Raw genomic sequence first — 16,964 nt, forward strand, 5'->3', positions numbered from 1 at the left:
ATCAATTTAACTAATAGTCCCATCATTCATGATATACTATGCCTAAAATATAAAACAACAATTTTTTGATTTATAAATGAATATTTCAGCTACAATATCACAGATCAAATTCTCGCATCGTCGTAAGAATATCTTGACTAATGAGTGGGTTTTAGTGTCACCTCATAGGCTTAATAGACCATGGCAAGGGCAATCAGAAGAAACTCAAAAAAACACTCTGCCAGAGTATGATGATAAGTGTTATTTATGCCCAACTAATACTCGAGCTAATGGAGAAGTTAATCCTGATTTTAAAGAAACTTTTGTATTTGAGAATGATTTTTCTGCTTTATCTAAAGAAAAAATAGACAAAAATCTTGAGATAAAAGATGACTTATTCCAGCTAAGTGGTGCTACTGGTATTGCCAAAGTTATTTGCTTCTCTGCCAAACATAATCTAACAATGGCATCAATGCTACAAGAAGATATAGCTAAAGTTATTGATCTATGGGCATCTGAAGTAGCAAATTTAAGTAAAAAATATCAATGGGTACAAGTTTTTGAGAATAAAGGCTCAATTATGGGTTGTTCAAATCCTCACCCACATGGACAAATCTGGGCTTGTGATTTCTTACCCACAGAAGCTCAAAAAGAACATCAAACACAACTAGAATACTTCGAAAAACATAAATCAAATATGCTACTTGATTATGTAAATCGTGAGATTAATGAGAAAGATAGGATTGTTTACCAAAATGATGACTGGTTAATTGTTGCACCGTTTTGGGCAACATGGCCTTATGAAACTTTATTGCTACCAAAATTCAAATGCTCACATCTAAATCATTTAAATAATCCGCAAAAAAAATCTTTAGCTAATGCTCTGAAAGTATTGTTAGTAAAGTACGATAAACTATTTGACACATCTTTCCCATACTCTATGGGTTGGCATGGTGCAATCAATGCTAATAAGAGTGACTATTGGCAACTTCATGCGCACTTTTATCCACCTTTGCTACGTTCAGCAACAGTCAAGAAATTTATGGTTGGGTTTGAAATGCTTGGAGAATCGCAAAGAGATATTACTCCAGAATTAGCAGCACAAGTTTTAAGAGATTTATAATTATGATGGACTGTATCAAAGATAATTTAACCAATCGTTTCAACACACTTTATAATAAAAATTCGCAAGTATTTTTCTCTCCTGGTAGAGTTAATTTGATTGGTGAACATACTGACTATAATAATGGTTTTGTGATGCCATTTGCTATTAACAAAGGTACTTTCATATCTATAGCACGCAGAGATGATAGTATTGTAAATGTTTATAGTGAAAATTTAGATGATTCAGCATCTTTTAATATAGACGAGATAAAACAAGAATTATCTAACGTTTGGCAGAACTATATAAAAGGTACTATAAATACTATCAAGCAAGATTTCTGTAGTGATATCAAAGGAGCAGATATTTATATTTTTAGTGATCTACCTTTTGGGGCTGGCCTTTCATCATCTGCTTCACTAAACACAGCCTTAGCTTATGCTTATAATGAGATCTATCAACTAAAGATCTCTAAAATTGATCTTGCAAAGATTGCCCAAAAAGTTGAACATGAATATATTGGGACAAAATGTGGTCTTATGGATCAGATGGCTTGTTTGTTTTTCACAACAAAATGCCGCAACAATGATTGATTGTAATGATAACCATTATGACAATATTCCTTTTGAACTTGATAATCTATCCGTACTAATTTGTGATACAAATATTAAGCATAATTTAGCTGACTCTGCATATAATAAGCGCCGCCAAGTTTGTGAAAATATCGCTAAATTTCATAGCATAAAATCACTTCGTGAATTAGACTCCAAAAAGCTTCTAGATACAAAGTCAAACTTCTCTGAAGAAGATTATAAATTGGCACTACATGTATTTACCGAAAATCAAAGAGTAATAGAAGCTACTAAAGCAATGATAGCTAAAGATTGGCAAAAGCTAGGTAAACTTATGTATCAATCACATAATTCGCTAAAAAAATGATTATAAAGTTAGTTGTGATGAGCTTGACTACCTAGTTGAGTTATCGCAAAATTTTGCTGGAGTTTATGGTGCTAGAATGACTGGTGGTGGTTTTGGTGGTTCGACAATACATCTTTTACCTACCAAGTTTCTAAAAGACTATACTAGCTATTTAGAGAAAAATTATTTTGAAAAATTTAATATAAAGCCTTCTTTTTATATTTCAAAAGCATGTCAAGGAACTTGTAAACTCTAAAACATACTCCTAACTTTTTCTTGTAGCTTATTTTTTTCTTGTTCTGTATATAGCTTAGATTGAATATTTCCCCATACAGGAGCTGGCCATACTGGATCATGCTCAAAACGCCCTACTACATGAATATGCATTTGCTTAACTACATTACCTATAGTAGCTACATTTAACTTATCTGCTTTATATTCTTTAACTATAAAGTTAGATAGTTTATTAATAATCTTATTGATATTATACTGTTGTGAATCATCAAGCTGATACCACTCTGTTCTATCTGTAAATGGTACTACTATAAACCAAGGTACTATGGAATTATTCATCACTAAAATTTTACAATCAAGATGATCACAAACTTCAAATGTATCTGCTTCTAAGCGAGAATCTAATTTAAACATTAAATAATCTCCTTACTTTCTCTAGATCTTGAAGTGTATCAATACCAGCAGGAGTTGGTTTAGCTGCTTGATCCACAGCTATTTTGTAACCATTATATAATACTCTAAGCTGCTCAAGAGCTTCATATTTTTCGATTGGTGACACTGTAAGTTCTGCATAATGTTTTAAAAAAGCCACTCTATATGTATATATACCAATATGCCTAAAGAATTCTGAAATATTAACCTGCTGTTTCTCAGAAAAACCTCTTTCAAAAGGGATAGGTGCTCTACTGAAATATAAAGCATAATTATCTTTATCAAAAACCACTTTGACATTATTAGGATTATAAATATCCTCTACATCAGTGATTTTTTCACATAATGTTGAGACTACGGCCTCTGGTTTATCTATCAATAACTGTGCAGCTTGCTCGATATTTTCAACTGGTATCAAAGGCTCATCACCTTGGACATTTACAATAATATCTTCATCAGCAAAACCTAATTTAGTAACTGCCTCTGCTATTCTATCTGTACCTGATTCATGATCAGTTTTTGTCAAAACCACTTTTGCACCAAAACTCTCTGCGACATTTTTTATTTCTTGAGAGTCGGTAGCTATTATTATGCTATCAAATTTTGATTTAGCAACTTGCTCATAGACTCTCTGTATCATTGGCTGACCAGCAATATCAGCTAACATCTTATTTGGTAGACGAGTTGATTTAAGCCTAGCAGGAATTACAATATGGATACTAGGCATATTTTTTCACCTCTTCAAGAGTTAGCTTTTTAGCTTCTTCAACTAACATTACTGGGATATTTTCACGAATTGGATAAGCTAACTTATCTGCCTTACATACTAAAACTTGTTTTTCTTTATCATAATGTAAATTTGCTTTACAAATTGGACAAACTAACACATTTAAAATTGAATGATCCATTATTTCACCTCTATTATAAATTAATAATTATCAGCTGCCTGCTATACTATTCTGACAATTATATAAACATTTTCCTTACTCCATGCTGCGATATCATATATGGTACCTAGATCAGTACAAACTACTTTTAGTTGATCTAGTGATTAGATAGCTTTTAGAGTATTTTTTATTGCAAAAATTAAACTAAAATCACTAGAAGTTAGCAATACTATTTTAATTTGCTTTAATCATTAGTTCCTTTGTGTCTAATCAAAATATAAAGTATTAAATATAATAATTCTAACATAACGATATTTTATAACTATAGTTTTATTAAAGTTATAAGTTTGAAACAAAAATTAACTCTTTTGTTTGTAGGTCAAAGCAGTGTAATAACCAATGATTGATCCTAGCATTGATCCTGCAATTAAATCACTAGCAAAATGAAAGTATTGTAATAATTGCGTAGCTACTACTAAAAATGCCAACAATGCCGAAAGCCATCTATACTTTGGAAATAAAATCCACATACTTACACTAAATGAAAATATAAATGTAGCATGCCCAGATGGAAAAGAATTATTGATATTATCAAATGTAAACCAATTGAATCCATATAAATCATTTCTAATCAAAGAAGGATTGTTCTTAAAAGTTTCTGTCCAGTATCTACCAAAGATGCCTTTTAATATTTCTTTGATAAATTGTCCTATAAGTACAGCATTCGCAACTAGTAAAAATTTTGTATCGGTAACAGATACTTTTTTGTATAAAAGCTTAATAAAGTAGTATATGTAAAATACAAAAATTGAAATATTTAAAAAAGAAACTAAATCATCCGAAAAGAATCTCATAATTGTGTATTGTGTTGAATTATGCTCATGCAAAAGCCAAACAATATGTCTATCAACAAAAAAATAACAAAAGAATATTAAAAATATACCAAAAATAATAAGTAACAAACTTTTTTTCGTCATATTTTAAATTTTATATTTTTAAAAATGCAAACATTCTACGTTATTATTTTAGTATTGTTGAGTATTTTTTAATGAAAACACTCCCAAATCTCTTGAGCTAATTTTTTACTAATTCCTTTGACCTTTGCAATTTCATCAACAGATGCTCTAGATAGTTCTTGCCAGCCACCAAAATACATTATCAAAGCTTTACGGCGTTTTGGCCCAACCCCTTCTATTTCTTCAATAATTGATGATTGTCTATTTGCACTTACTTTTTTACGCTGACCTTTAATCGCATGATCATGAGCAGAATCCCTAACTTGTCGTAATAATAAAAATCCTGGATTGTGTTCATCTAATGTATATTCGGCATCATCAAAACCTTTGTATATTTTTTCTTTACCACTTATACGCTCAACACCTTTACCTAAACTTACAAGTTGGACTTTATCTTGAATTCCATATTCTCTAAAAACAGCTTCTGCTTGATGAATCTGCCCTTTACTGCCATCTATTATCATTACATCTGGGAGATTATCAGCTTCTAAGCCTGAGCTAACTCGACGCGATACTACTTGATGAATTGCTGCATAGTCATCACCAGCTTTGATATCTTTGATATTATATCTGCGATGGGATTTGCGATCTTCACCCTCATCTGTATATACTACACATGATGCTATGGTTGCCTCACCTTGAAAATGTGAAATATCAAAACACTCAATACGCTTAATATCTTTTTCTAACTCCAGAAATTCTTTTAATGATTCCAAACGCTTTTGGTACTGTGATTTTGAACTTGTATGTATGTTTAACTTTTGTCGTGCATTTACCTCTGCTAACTTCAACCATTTAAGATTATCAGCGGCTGGAGCAACTATCCAATTTATTGCTTGACCAATTTTTTGAGAGATACTATTCATAAGATCTGTAATATCAGTAAACTCAACCTTTGAGAGAATTATATTTTTAGGCCAAATATTACGAATCTCATCACCTAAATAAAAATGAGATAAAAATGCATGCATAATTGCAGTTTTATCTTGCCCTTTAGCATCTATGCTCCAATGTCTATCTGCGACAATATCGCCATTTTGAATTTGTAATAAAGCTATACTTGCATAGTCATCCTGCATATAGATGCCAATTACATCAAAAGTTTTATCAACTTGAATATCAACTATTTGTTGCTGCTGTAACTTACGCAAGATGACTAACTGATCTCTATACACTTGAGCTTTCTCATACTCCATATCTTCAGAAGCTTGATACATCTTTGCTGAGATTTCTTCTAAAACAGAGCTGAATTTACCCGCTAAGAATTTCTTTAGAATTGCCAATTGTTCATCATATTGCTGTTGAGAAACCAAACCTACACAAGGTGCCAAACAACGCTTAATTTGATATTGCAAGCATGGTCTAACTCTAGACTTATAGTACGAGTTTTCACATTGACGGATCGGAAAGATTTTTTGGATAATATTTAGGGTATTCTTGACTGATGATATCGACACATAAGGTCCAAAACACTGACCTTTTTTATATGCTGATTTGCCACGATAAAAAGATACCCTAGGGAATTTATCACGAGAAATTACTAGATACGGATAACTTTTATCATCTTTAAATAAAATATTGTATTTAGGACGGTGCTGTTTGATAAGATTATTCTCTAGTAGATATGCTTCGTAGTCGCTAGGGGTAATAGTTATCTCTATTCGAGCAATCTGCTCTACCATCATTAAAGTTTTGCTATCTTTCGCACCTTTCGAAAAATAACTATTTACACGATTTTTGAGATTTTTTGCCTTACCAACATAAATTATATCTCCGTGCTTATCAAGCATACGATAAACACCAGAATGTGTAGTCAAGTTTGCCAAGAAACTTTTTAAATCAAAATCTTTAGAATTATCTATAATCATCTAATTTTATTAAACACTGAGTTTATGAAAAATGTTAACATATATAAACTTTTATACTATAAATAGATAAGTTTAAATTTCTCTAATTATTTTAACTAAAAAAACGATGATAATTAATACAAATAAGCAATTAAATGATGTGATAGAAATTATTAGCAATACTTCACAAATAGCTGTAGATACAGAATTCTACTGGATGCGTACATACTATCCTGAACTTTGCCTAGTACAGATAGCAACCGAAAATGAGATATTCCTAATAGATACGTTAAAAGATTTAGATTTTAGTAAGTTAAAGGACATTTTTGAAAATAAGGACATCCAAAAAATAATCCACTCAGCAACTAATGATATTCCTATTATCAAAAGGTTCTTTAACTGTGAAGTTAATAATATTTTTGATACGCAACTTGCAGCTGCCTTTCTTGGTTTTCAAACACAATCATCACTAAAAACGCTTCTGAAAGAAATTTTAGATATTGAAATGGAAAAAGAATCTCAATTTTCAGATTGGCGTAATAGACCACTAACACAAAAACAACTTAACTACGCTATCAAAGATGTTGAATACCTTATACAACTAAAAGAGTATTTGCAGCAACAGCTAATTAAAAGTGAATACCAAGGTTTTTTTGAGCAAGAACTAATTGAAATACAGAAAACACAATTTAACTCTATTGAAAACATCCACACCAAAATAGGCAATATCCAGAAATTTGATGAAAAAACTCAAAAAAATGCTATTTTAATAGCTCAATGGCGTGAAATGATTGCTCAAGAAAAAAATATTCCAGTTAGGTTTATTTTTAATAACAAAGTACTCTATGCATTAGCTCATAAAAATCCTAAATCACTTAACTCTTTTGATAATGAGGAAATAAAAAAACTTAAACCATGGATTAAAAAAGGTGTGATATCTGCTCTTAATTCTAAACAAAAGCTAGAACAATTAAGCTTAGAGCAAAAATTAGGGATTAAAATATCTGCTGAAATAAATGATAAAATCACTATTTTTTTTGACACAGAAACAAACAATTTGAAATTCGATGCAACACTAATAGCATCAAGAAAAGATATCCGTTCAGTAGCATATAATCTAAGTATTGATAATAACTATACAAATAATAAACTCCTTAGCGGTTGGAGATATGAAATAGTTGGTAAAAAATTAAAAGAGTATATACTTGATATCACAAAATAAAAACATTAAAGATATTTACTTTAGACCTATGAAACATATAACTAGAAATTCTAAACTATTTCCTATAATTTTAGCATTATTTGCTGCCTTACCGCCTCTAGCTGTAAACACGTATGCTCCCGCAATTCCTCTGATAGCTAGTGATTTTGGTGTCAATAATAGTACGGTTCTGACAACTTTTGCAACCTACTTTATTGGCTTCTCTTTTGGAATGCTATTTTGGGGAGCAGTATCTGATAAATATGGTCGCAAGAAGGTTATAGTTATCGGAAGTGTTATATATATTGTAAGTACCTTACTATGCTCATATAGTTATAATTTCAAAATGCTTGAAATAATGCGTTTAATACAAGGCTTATCTGACTCTGTAGGTGCTATAATAGCCCTTTCAATAGCTCGTGACTGCTATAAAGGAGCAAAACTTACAAATCTTGTGGCATCGATAACTATAATATTACTAATAGCTCCTGTAGTAGCACCAATAATTGGTACTATTCTCACCCAATTAACCCATACTTGGCAAAGTACCTTTCACTTCTTAACTATATACGGCGTAGTTATGCTTGTCTGTGCCTGTTTAATTGAAGAAACTTTAGAACACAAAGATAGAAAATCAAGTTTAATAAAATTAATACCAAGCTACTTTCAACACTTAAGTAATCCTCGTTTTATACTTGCTACTATTGCTAGTGGAACTATTTTTGCAACTCTTTTTATATTCATATCATCATCTGCTTTGATCTATCTAGGTGATTATGCAACTGGATCTTTATGGTACTGCATATATTATGGTTTATGTTGTCTTGGCTCCATACTTGCAAATGTGATTATCAAAAAAAATTCACATCGAGTACAACAATTAAAATTTTTGTATTACAGTGTCACTTTAATCACACTAAGTTGTATTACATTGATAGTATTTAATACTTTAAATCTAGATAATGCTTTAATCTACACTCTAATAATGTTCGTATTATGTGCTAATGTAGCTTTTAGCTCAACTCTTATTTACTCATTTGCAATTGAACAAATAGATCATAGTTTTGGTACAGCTAATTCAATTGTAAACTTTATTAGAAATATGATTGCAGCTGCTGGTAGCTATATCGTAAGTTTTTATCATGGTCGAAATTTGGTTATAGCCTCTCCATATGCTCAGCTAGGTTTTGCCTTGATTACAGTTACAATATTATTTGGCATATACAAACTAAATCAAAAAGTAAAACTTCAACAACCTAACTAAGCATTTACACTAGAATAAGCTTTCTCAAACAGATATTCTTTTTTGATTACATCAAGAGCTGATTGATGAGTTGATTCAAGCACAACTTCTGGAGCAACACCATTTTGGTATGCTTCTAACCATCTTAGAGCACACAAACACCACTTATCTCCAGGTTTAAGTCCAGGAAAATCAAAAAAAGGATTTGGAGTTGATAAATCATTACCTTTAGATGATGTATAATCTAAAAATTCTTGAGTCATTATCGCACATACCACATGGCGACCATAATCATAATTATCTGTACGACAAAAGCCATCTCTATAAAATCCCGTCTTTGGGTCTAAACAACACGATTTTAGCGCTGTTCCTAAAACATTTTTTTGCTCTGACATATTTAACTAGTAAACAATTGTATATATGACAATATGATAAAATAAGGTAGTTATAAAATAAATATCTTTAGATTAAAGTTTAGGAAATTTTCCGCTCTAAATAAACAAATATAAAAGATTACCATTTCTGCTAAATTTAGACCATTTATTGATTGATTTATCCAATTTAAAAGCAGATCTTAGGACAATTAACGATATTAAACTATTAATAATTATAGTCTATGAAAGATTATGAATATTTATTAAGAAAAAACTTATTTATTATTCTTCGATCGAAACGAATTTACGATTTAAAGCACCACCAACATGGAACTTAACAGTACCATCTTTAAGAGCAAATAAAGTGTGATCTTTACCACAGCCAACATTTACACCAGGATGAGTCTTAGTACCTCTTTGACGCAGGATGATTGTACCTGCTTTAACAAACTCACCACCATATCTTTTAACACCTAAATACTTAGGGTTTGAATCTCTTCCGTTTCTAGTACTACCACCAGCTTTCTTATGAGCCATTTGTATACTCCTTAAATATTCTTAATAAAATTATAAACTAATAGATGAAACTTTAACCGCTGTAAAATACTGACGGTGACCTTGTTGCTTCATGCTGTGCTTACGACGACGGAACTTCATGATCTTAACTTTTTTATTACGACCTTGTTCTACAACTTCGCCTACAACTTTAGCACCTTCTACAATAGGAGCGCCTATTTTAACTTCGCCTTCTACTGTTTGACCCATCAAAACTGTATCAAACTCAACTTTTTCGCCAATACCAAGATCGAATTTCTCAAGCTTAACAACTTCGCCTTCTTTAACCTTATATTGCTTACCGCCATTTTTAATTATCGCGTACATTTATTACTCCATTTATTAGATTTTAAATCCTCAGAACTGCCTATAATCAATAGACTTCTGACTTTTTGTTATTATTACATAGTATCTAGTTACAAAACTAGACACCATATTATAACAAAAAACCAAAAAATCACAAGCCCCCAATTCCAGTGTAGCTATTATTTTTGTGTATAAATCTCATGCCATAAAACTATCTTATTTTCATCATCGTATTTTAACCAAAGCATTGCTTCAAAGATATCAATAGTTTCATCTACACGAGTAACTTCTGCAACCATAGGTAATATTACTGATTTATTATCTACAATAATATCAATAACTCTATAGTCAATTTCCGCTATAGTTTCTTTAAATCTACATAGAAAATCAAAATATGTTTTATGATCAACATTTAGATAACTTCGACCGTTTGCAAAAACATCAAATCTTTCAGCAAATACTTCTGATATTTTATCGATTATTAAATCACTATTTATATTAAATATTCTCTGTTCCAATTGAGTAATTTATAAGCTAAATCTTTCATTCAAATTTTATAAATGTATTTTTTATATCCCAGTATAGCACCAACAATCAACCAGATGATCATTAACTAATCCAGCAGCTTGCATATAAGCATAAATAATAGTTGGTCCAACAAAGCTCATTCCTCTTTTTTTAAGATCTTTTGAAATTTTCTCACTAATGGGTGTTGCCGTTGGAACTTCAGTGTGAAATTTCCAACTATTCTTAATCTGCTTAAAATTAACAAATTCCCATAGATAATCACTAAAGCTACCAAACTCTTTTTGAATTTGAAGAAATACTTGAGCATTTTTTCTAACAGAATAGATTTTTAATTTATTACGTATAATATTTGGATTGTCTCGAAGAGCTTCAAGTTCAAAATCTAACATACTTGCAACTTTAATAGGATCAAAATTATAAAAAGCATCACGATAACCTTGCCGCTTTTTTAGAATAGTTTCCCAATTAAGACCAGCTTGAGCTCCTTCTAATATCAATAATTCAAAAAGCTCATTATCATCATATTTAGGAATACCCCATTCATTATCATGATATTTTGCATATAGCTCTTGATTAGGTTTATTACCAAAGCAACGATTTTTACTATTCATAATTGGAATTTAATTAAGTAATGATTTTGCATGACTATATGCATCATCAAAAAAACCTTGTGATAATAGATAATCAAAGGTTTCTTGTGTAGGATTAACTATACTAACCCAACTAATCCAGCCATATACAGGATGAGGTAATATTTTATCTTCTTGAGAAAAGTCAAAAGCACTACCTTCCAGACAAACAACCCCACCTTTTGATGGTCTTTCGGGGAGCTTAGATTGATTAAAAATTTCTAAAAATCTTTGTTTTGATATTTTAAGATTTAAACGAAATGTTTTAGTATCTCGGTTAAGATTAGAAGATTTATCATTTGGTCCATCATAGCCTTTTATAGTACTAAAATACTTACCTTTAGCAAGCTGATTATTAGGGTTGAGCATGATAGCGATCTCTCCGTAAGTATTATGAATTACTAAATCATCATATCTACCAAGTAAATCCATTACTATCTCTTGTACATTCATATTACTCAACCTTACCATGACATTGTTTATACTTCTTGCCAGAGCCACAAGGACAAGGATCATTTCTTTTAACTTTTGGGCCTTCTCTTCTGACTTGCTGAACTTTTGGAGCCTCTTCTTGCTCATCCTCATCATGTCTTTGATTGTTATCAATGACACTTTCATGTTCAGCTTTAATATCACTCATAGACTCTTGCCATTCTTGCTGAGCTCTTTGCGTTTCTTCTTCAGTAGCAATTCTAATCTTAGCAAGTGAAGATATAACCTCATACTTAAAGTTATCAAGCATACTTGAAAAGAGCTCAAAGGCTTCTTTCTTATATTCATTCTTAGGATCTTTTTGAGCATAACCACGTAAGTTAATACTATTACGTAGGTGATCTATCGAACTCAAATGCTCGCGCCAATGACTATCAAGAGACTGTAATAATGAGAATTTCTCAAATTGTCTCACAGCGCCTGGGTCTAAATTTTTAGTTTTTTCAGCAAATTCAATTTCTATAGCTTCTCTGACAAACTTTTTAAGATCTTCTTCTCCTAAATTATCATCTTCTTCATAAAGCTTCTGTAGATCAACCTCAATCATAAAGTCAGATTTAAGTGCTTTCTCTAAGCCTTCAAGATCCCACAATTCATGCATAGAACCAGCTGGCACGTAGTCATGAAACAATTGTTCCGCCACATCAATACGAATATCAGCAAGAATTTCACTAACATCACCAGAATCTAAAAATGCTTGTCTTTGCTCATAAATAACTTTACGTTGTGTATTCACAACATTATCATACTCTAGTAAGTTTTTACGAATATCAAAATGATAGCTCTCAACTTTACCTTGAGCTTTTGATATAACTTTTGACATAAAACCAAAAGCTAATGATTCACCACCTTTTAGACCTCTTTTGACTCTCTCAGCCATACTTTGAGAAGCAAAAATACGTAAAAGGTTATCATCCATTGATAGATAGAATTTACTCTCACCTGGATCACCCTGACGAGCAGCACGACCTCTTAGCTGATTATCGATCCTGCGTGAATCATGTCTTTCAGAACCAATAATACATAATCCACCAGCATTTTTAACAGCCTCATTACGCTTTAGCCATTCTGCCTTTATTTGAGCGATAGACTCTGGTGTAGGATCTTCAAGCTGAGCTATTTCAACTTCTAGATTACCTCCTAAAATAATATCAGTACCACGACCTGCCATATTTGTTGCAATTGTCACATTACCAGGATAACCAGCCATTGCAATAATGCTAGCTTCCTTCTCATGTTGTTTGGCATTCAAGACATTATGTTTAATTTTTTTCCTTTTCAACAACGTTGATAATACTTCAGATGCTTCAATAGATGCTGTACCAACTAATACAGGCTGTCCTTTTGAGATTCTCTCTTTAATATCTTCAACTATCGCATCAAATTTCTCTCTAACACTACCATATATTTCATCATGATGATCTTTTCTAATCATTGGTTTATTAGTCGGTATAATAATTACCTCTAAACCATAGATAGAGTGAAGCTCAAATGCCTCAGTATCAGCAGTACCAGTCATACCAGCAATTTTGTTATATAATTTAAAGAAATTCTGGAATGTAATAGAAGCCATCGTCTGATTTTCAGCATTAATTTTGACGCCCTCTTTAGCCTCTATTGCCTGATGCAAACCATCTGACCATCTACGCCCTGGCATCGCTCTACCAGTACTTTCATCAATAATAACAATTTCCTGATCACGCACAATATAATCAATATTAAGCTGATACAGCGAGTGAGCTCTTAGACATGCATTTAAATAATGCATTTTCGTAATATTGTGAGGACTATAAAGGTTATCATCTTCTTCAAGAATGCCTTCTTTTTTGAGCATATTCTCAATTTTTGCATAACCTTTTTCAGTTAGATAAGCATTTTTGGATTTCTCATCAACATAAAAATCTTTTTGTTCTTGTTCATCTTCAACTTGTTCTTTTTCTTGCTTCTCTAAGTAAGGAACTAATCTATTGAAAAGATTATACATCTCTGAACTATCGTCTGATGCACCTGATATGATAAGCGGAGTTCTCGCCTCATCAATTAAAATAGAGTCAACCTCATCTATAATTACATAGTTACGACTTCTTTGGACTTGCTGCTCTTTTTCATAAGCCATATTATCTCTTAGGTAATCAAAGCCAAATTCATTGTTTGTCCCATAAGTGATATCGCATGCATAAGCTTCTTTGCGTTGCTGAGGATTTAAATCAGCAACTATTACACCAACAGACATGCCTAAAAACTCATAAATATCACTCATCAGCTCAGCATCACGCTTGGCAAGGTAATCATTAACTGTAATCACATGTACACCATTACCAGTCAAGGCGTTTAAATAAGCTGGTAACGTAGCAACTAAAGTTTTACCCTCACCTGTTCTCATCTCAGCAACTTTACCTTGATGAAGAACTATACCACCTATCAGCTGAACATCATAATGACGCATATTTTTGGTACGTCTTGCAGCTTCTCTAACAGTTGCAAAAGCTTCTGGCAAAAGATTATCTAATATTTCACCATTTGCAAGTCTTTGGCGATATTCAAGAGTTTTTGCTTTTAACTGCTCATCACTAAGTTTCTCAAACTCAGACTCTAAAGAGTTAATTTTTTGAACTATTTTAGAAACTTTTTTTATAAATCTTTCGTTACGACTACCTATTATTTTCTGTACTAAACTTAACATCCCTTATTAACCGACTTTTTTATATAATTTATATAAATATAATACTCTGAAGATACATTATATAGAGTTTATAAGAAATTTAAATTAAGATAGAGCTATTAATTATAAGAATTATATTTCAACTCATCAGAATGAGACATTTCTACTTAAAGTTACTATCTATAATAATATTTGGTCTAGCAATATCTAATTGCTCTACTGACGTACATAAAAATAGCAAAAATATAAAGAATCAAATTGTAATAAACCAACAATCACTAAAAGATACTACAAATGATACCGTACCAGTTTGGTTTAGTTCAGGTCAACCAAATACAGATCAATTTTTATATGGTTTTGGTGCCGCAAAAACTCTCAAACAAGCAACTCAAAATGCCCTAGCTGATATGGTTCAAAGGCTTCAAGTTACAGTATCAACAACAACTAACTTTACAAATGTTACTACTAATGACAAAGTTTCTCAAAAACTAACTCAACAAATCACTACAACAACCGCACAAATAACTATCCCAAAATATAAGGTAATCAATCAGGCAGAGTTTAACCAAATATACTATATCGAAGTTCAAACCAATAAATCACAAACTATAGATGATTTAAAAGAACTTATTAGCAGCAATATTAATCAAGCTCATCAGTTACTTACAACAACAAATAATAAAAGTTCACTTTATAGATTTGCTATAGCTCAGCAAGTCACTAAAAACATACAACTTACAAATAGTAGCTTAAGAACATTAATAATCTTAGCACCTGATAGCAACATTAATAGCCAAATTGAGATACTAAACCAAATTGATAATGAGCTCTTAAATCTCAAAAGAGGTTTACAAATATATGTTGATAAACAAAATAGTGGTTTTTTTTATAATTCGCTAGAAAAATTTTTGCAAGTAAATAACTATAATATTACAAATAAAAAAGATTTGGCTAATATAAATATAACGCTAAAACTTAAAGATTATGACAATAAATTTAATAATAATGAGTATTGCATTGAAACAAAAATCGAACTTCAAGCATTAGATGACTCATCTAATCAATTATCACCGAAACAATATACTATTAAAGCTTGCTCAAAGCAAGGAAGATTAACTGCTATAGACAAAGCTGTAGAAATATTCTATTCTCAACTAAATGATGCAGAGAGTATATATTAAAAAATGACTATAAAAATCTTTCCAGAAAAAGTTGCTAATATCCCCTCACATACAACGAGAAAGAAAATAACCAATACAACATATGCTAGCAAACAACTTATATCTAAAGCAGCTCAGCTTAAAACAACTATCGAGGTTGCTAACAAAGAGCTATACAAGCTTGATTTACCATATTTAAAAGATACGCAAATAGTTTTTTATTCTCCTACTAAAATAATTGTATATAGTGATAAAGAAATTCTGAAATCAAAACTTAAAGAACTTCATCACCAATTTGTTACACAACTAAGACAAAATAAGCTATTTTCTAAGCTTGAGAAGATAGAAATAATTATAGATTACACACAAAACGTTAATAAAACAAACTCTTCTGTAAATAATGAAATTGCTAAACAAGCATTAGATAAAATTAAAAAACAACTTTGTAGAGATTAAAACAAAAAAGTTTGATTAGTTTTCTTTGATTGTGCCTAAGGCAACTTCCATCATATTTGTGAAAGATTGTTCTCTTTGTTGAGCTGTAGTAGATTCACCAGTTATAAAGCTATCAGAAATAGTTACAACTGCAGAAGCTTTTTTACCTAACTCAGCTGCAGTAGCGAATAAAGCTGCAGTCTCCATCTCAACTAAATCACAGTTGTACTTTTTGACTATTTTTTTATAATCATCAGAATTTTTTCTATAAAAAACATCTGTGCAATGTGCTTTTGCTTTCTTAAGCTCGATATCTTGTCTTTTTGCAGATGCTATAAGTTCTTTATTAAGCTCTTCTGAAGACCTTACATCACTAGCTTTACTTCCTGTAACAATCTCAATAAAATTAGATTCACAATAGCTCTCTTCAATAAGAACTACATCATAAACTTTAAATTCAGCTTTGTATGATCCAGCTGAGCCAACTCTAATGATATTATCGACATCATAATATTTAAAAAGTTCATAAGCATAGATACCCATACTTGGCATGCCCATACCAGATCCCATAACACTAACTTTCTTACCCTTGTAAGTGCCTGTATAGCCAAACATGTTTCTAACAGCATTCACTCTAACAACGTTTTCTAGATAGTTATCAGCAATATATTTAGCTCTTAGTGGATCGCCTGGCATAATTACTGTTTTTGCAAATTCGTCTTTTCTTAATGTTTCTATATGAGGAGTAGGTAACGACATATCTTTTCCTTTTATTTATTAAGTTCTTTGAGGTTATATTAGCATAATTTAAACAAAAATCTTAGCTTTATAACTTTTTATAACATTAACTATCTTAGTATAATGCAAACTAGCTAAATAAATAGCTTACATTAAGATAACAACAAAATAAAATCAATTAAGACAAAAAATTGATGTACTCAAATATACTTACTTGGATACGATA

The 16,964-nt window shown here is 31.1% G+C and carries 18 protein-coding genes and 1 pseudogene; 6 read left to right on the plus strand and 13 right to left on the minus strand.

Annotated elements, in window-relative coordinates; translation table 11 throughout:
* Positions 1 to 76 precede the first annotated feature (76 nt).
* Both FSC454_RS06875 and FSC454_RS06880 read left to right on the plus strand, forming a co-directional pair.
* Positions 77 to 1,102: a UDP-glucose--hexose-1-phosphate uridylyltransferase gene (locus FSC454_RS06875; RefSeq protein WP_066047165.1), complete on the plus strand. Its 1,026-nt coding sequence runs from the start codon at positions 77 to 79 to the stop codon at positions 1,100 to 1,102.
* Positions 1,103 to 1,104: 2 nt separating this feature from the next.
* Positions 1,105 to 2,255: pseudogene (locus tag FSC454_RS06880) on the plus strand (galactokinase).
* Here FSC454_RS06880 and FSC454_RS06885 read toward each other — a convergent pair.
* From FSC454_RS06885 to uvrC, 5 genes are all read right to left on the minus strand, one after another.
* A complete protein-coding gene (locus tag FSC454_RS06885; RefSeq protein WP_066047159.1) occupies positions 2,252 to 2,647 on the minus strand; it encodes an HIT domain-containing protein in 396 nt (131 codons plus the stop codon). The pseudogene FSC454_RS06880 and the gene FSC454_RS06885 sit on opposite strands and share 4 nt — an antisense overlap.
* Positions 2,640 to 3,392 (minus strand): 3-deoxy-manno-octulosonate cytidylyltransferase, encoded by a 753-nt coding sequence (gene kdsB / locus FSC454_RS06890; protein WP_066047157.1) that lies wholly within the window; start codon positions 3,390 to 3,392, stop codon positions 2,640 to 2,642. The genes FSC454_RS06885 and kdsB overlap by 8 nt, the downstream gene beginning before the upstream one ends.
* Positions 3,385 to 3,573, minus strand: coding sequence for a Trm112 family protein (locus FSC454_RS06895; protein ID WP_014547943.1), 189 nt, complete (start codon positions 3,571 to 3,573; stop codon positions 3,385 to 3,387). The genes kdsB and FSC454_RS06895 overlap by 8 nt, the downstream gene beginning before the upstream one ends.
* Before the next feature lie 338 nt (positions 3,574 to 3,911).
* A complete protein-coding gene (locus tag FSC454_RS06900) occupies positions 3,912 to 4,529 on the minus strand; it encodes a phosphatase PAP2 family protein (RefSeq protein ID WP_066047154.1) in 618 nt (205 codons plus the stop codon).
* A gap of 68 nt (positions 4,530 to 4,597) precedes the next feature.
* Positions 4,598 to 6,436: an excinuclease ABC subunit UvrC gene (gene uvrC, locus FSC454_RS06905; RefSeq protein WP_066047151.1), complete on the minus strand. Its 1,839-nt coding sequence runs from the start codon at positions 6,434 to 6,436 to the stop codon at positions 4,598 to 4,600.
* A 106-nt stretch (positions 6,437 to 6,542) separates the two neighbouring features.
* Between uvrC and FSC454_RS06910 the strand changes: the two genes are divergently transcribed.
* Together FSC454_RS06910 and FSC454_RS06915 are read left to right on the plus strand one after the other, a co-directional pair.
* Positions 6,543 to 7,637, plus strand: coding sequence for a ribonuclease D (locus tag FSC454_RS06910; RefSeq protein ID WP_014547940.1), 1,095 nt, complete (start codon positions 6,543 to 6,545; stop codon positions 7,635 to 7,637).
* A gap of 28 nt (positions 7,638 to 7,665) precedes the next feature.
* Entirely contained in the window at positions 7,666 to 8,880 is a 1,215-nt protein-coding gene (locus FSC454_RS06915; protein WP_066047221.1) for a multidrug effflux MFS transporter, read from the plus strand.
* Here FSC454_RS06915 and FSC454_RS06920 read toward each other — a convergent pair.
* The 7 genes from FSC454_RS06920 to secA all read right to left on the minus strand — a co-directional run bounded on the left by FSC454_RS06920 (position 8,877) and on the right by secA (position 14,426).
* A complete protein-coding gene (locus FSC454_RS06920) occupies positions 8,877 to 9,254 on the minus strand; it encodes a DUF2237 family protein (RefSeq protein ID WP_066047149.1) in 378 nt (125 codons plus the stop codon). The genes FSC454_RS06915 and FSC454_RS06920 overlap by 4 nt on opposite strands.
* 261 nt (positions 9,255 to 9,515) lie before the next feature.
* Complete coding sequence (gene rpmA, locus FSC454_RS06925) at positions 9,516 to 9,770, minus strand: 50S ribosomal protein L27 (RefSeq protein WP_014547936.1); 255 nt, start codon at positions 9,768 to 9,770, stop codon at positions 9,516 to 9,518.
* A gap of 30 nt (positions 9,771 to 9,800) precedes the next feature.
* Positions 9,801 to 10,115 (minus strand): 50S ribosomal protein L21, encoded by a 315-nt coding sequence (rplU, locus tag FSC454_RS06930; protein WP_066047146.1) that lies wholly within the window; start codon positions 10,113 to 10,115, stop codon positions 9,801 to 9,803.
* A 158-nt stretch (positions 10,116 to 10,273) separates the two neighbouring features.
* Positions 10,274 to 10,612 (minus strand): hypothetical protein, encoded by a 339-nt coding sequence (locus tag FSC454_RS06940; protein WP_066047142.1) that lies wholly within the window; start codon positions 10,610 to 10,612, stop codon positions 10,274 to 10,276.
* 51 nt (positions 10,613 to 10,663) lie between these two features.
* Positions 10,664 to 11,233: a DNA-3-methyladenine glycosylase I gene (locus FSC454_RS06945; RefSeq protein ID WP_066047139.1), complete on the minus strand. Its 570-nt coding sequence runs from the start codon at positions 11,231 to 11,233 to the stop codon at positions 10,664 to 10,666.
* A gap of 9 nt (positions 11,234 to 11,242) precedes the next feature.
* A complete protein-coding gene (locus tag FSC454_RS06950; RefSeq protein ID WP_066047136.1) occupies positions 11,243 to 11,704 on the minus strand; it encodes a DUF6194 family protein in 462 nt (153 codons plus the stop codon).
* Between the two features lies 1 nt (position 11,705).
* On the minus strand, positions 11,706 to 14,426 hold the full coding sequence (secA, locus tag FSC454_RS06955; RefSeq protein ID WP_071794818.1) for a preprotein translocase subunit SecA: 2,721 nt from the start codon (positions 14,424 to 14,426) through the stop codon (positions 11,706 to 11,708).
* A 131-nt stretch (positions 14,427 to 14,557) separates the two neighbouring features.
* Between secA and FSC454_RS06960 the strand changes: the two genes are divergently transcribed.
* The gene (locus FSC454_RS06960; RefSeq protein WP_066047131.1) at positions 14,558 to 15,586 is read left to right on the plus strand and encodes an LPP20 family lipoprotein; all 1,029 of its coding nucleotides are present in this window, start codon (positions 14,558 to 14,560) and stop codon (positions 15,584 to 15,586) included.
* 3 nt (positions 15,587 to 15,589) lie between these two features.
* Entirely contained in the window at positions 15,590 to 16,021 is a 432-nt protein-coding gene (locus FSC454_RS06965; RefSeq protein WP_014547930.1) for a hypothetical protein, read from the plus strand.
* Positions 16,022 to 16,036: 15 nt separating this feature from the next.
* Here the strand turns inward: FSC454_RS06965 and deoD are convergent, their stop codons facing one another.
* The gene (deoD, locus tag FSC454_RS06970; protein WP_066047129.1) at positions 16,037 to 16,759 is read right to left on the minus strand and encodes a purine-nucleoside phosphorylase; all 723 of its coding nucleotides are present in this window, start codon (positions 16,757 to 16,759) and stop codon (positions 16,037 to 16,039) included.
* Positions 16,760 to 16,964 lie beyond the last annotated feature (205 nt).

It is taken from the genome of Francisella hispaniensis FSC454, from assembly GCF_001885235.1.
Taxonomy (GTDB): Bacteria; Pseudomonadota; Gammaproteobacteria; order Francisellales; family Francisellaceae; genus Francisella; species Francisella hispaniensis.

Bases quoted from the DNA above. Each gene is read 5' to 3' on its own strand.
- FSC454_RS06945 (WP_066047139.1), bottom strand. From the start codon at position 11,233: ATGAATAGTAAAAATCGTTGCTTTGGTAATAAACCTAATCAAGAGCTA.
- FSC454_RS06885 (WP_066047159.1), bottom strand. From the start codon at position 2,647: ATGTTTAAATTAGATTCTCGCTTAGAAGCAGATACATTTGAAGTTTGT.
- kdsB (WP_066047157.1), bottom strand. From the start codon at position 3,392: ATGCCTAGTATCCATATTGTAATTCCTGCTAGGCTTAAATCAACTCGT.
- FSC454_RS06960 (WP_066047131.1), top strand. From the start codon at position 14,558: ATGAGACATTTCTACTTAAAGTTACTATCTATAATAATATTTGGTCTA.
- FSC454_RS06875 (WP_066047165.1), top strand. From the start codon at position 77: ATGAATATTTCAGCTACAATATCACAGATCAAATTCTCGCATCGTCGT.
- FSC454_RS06915 (WP_066047221.1), top strand. From the start codon at position 7,666: ATGAAACATATAACTAGAAATTCTAAACTATTTCCTATAATTTTAGCA.
- rpmA (WP_014547936.1), bottom strand. From the start codon at position 9,770: ATGGCTCATAAGAAAGCTGGTGGTAGTACTAGAAACGGAAGAGATTCA.
- uvrC (WP_066047151.1), bottom strand. From the start codon at position 6,436: ATGATTATAGATAATTCTAAAGATTTTGATTTAAAAAGTTTCTTGGCA.
- FSC454_RS06950 (WP_066047136.1), bottom strand. From the start codon at position 11,704: ATGAATGTACAAGAGATAGTAATGGATTTACTTGGTAGATATGATGAT.
- FSC454_RS06965 (WP_014547930.1), top strand. From the start codon at position 15,590: ATGACTATAAAAATCTTTCCAGAAAAAGTTGCTAATATCCCCTCACAT.
- rplU (WP_066047146.1), bottom strand. From the start codon at position 10,115: ATGTACGCGATAATTAAAAATGGCGGTAAGCAATATAAGGTTAAAGAA.
- FSC454_RS06910 (WP_014547940.1), top strand. From the start codon at position 6,543: ATGATAATTAATACAAATAAGCAATTAAATGATGTGATAGAAATTATT.
- deoD (WP_066047129.1), bottom strand. From the start codon at position 16,759: ATGTCGTTACCTACTCCTCATATAGAAACATTAAGAAAAGACGAATTT.
- secA (WP_071794818.1), bottom strand. From the start codon at position 14,426: ATGTTAAGTTTAGTACAGAAAATAATAGGTAGTCGTAACGAAAGATTT.
- FSC454_RS06920 (WP_066047149.1), bottom strand. From the start codon at position 9,254: ATGTCAGAGCAAAAAAATGTTTTAGGAACAGCGCTAAAATCGTGTTGT.
- FSC454_RS06900 (WP_066047154.1), bottom strand. From the start codon at position 4,529: ATGACGAAAAAAAGTTTGTTACTTATTATTTTTGGTATATTTTTAATA.
- FSC454_RS06895 (WP_014547943.1), bottom strand. From the start codon at position 3,573: ATGGATCATTCAATTTTAAATGTGTTAGTTTGTCCAATTTGTAAAGCA.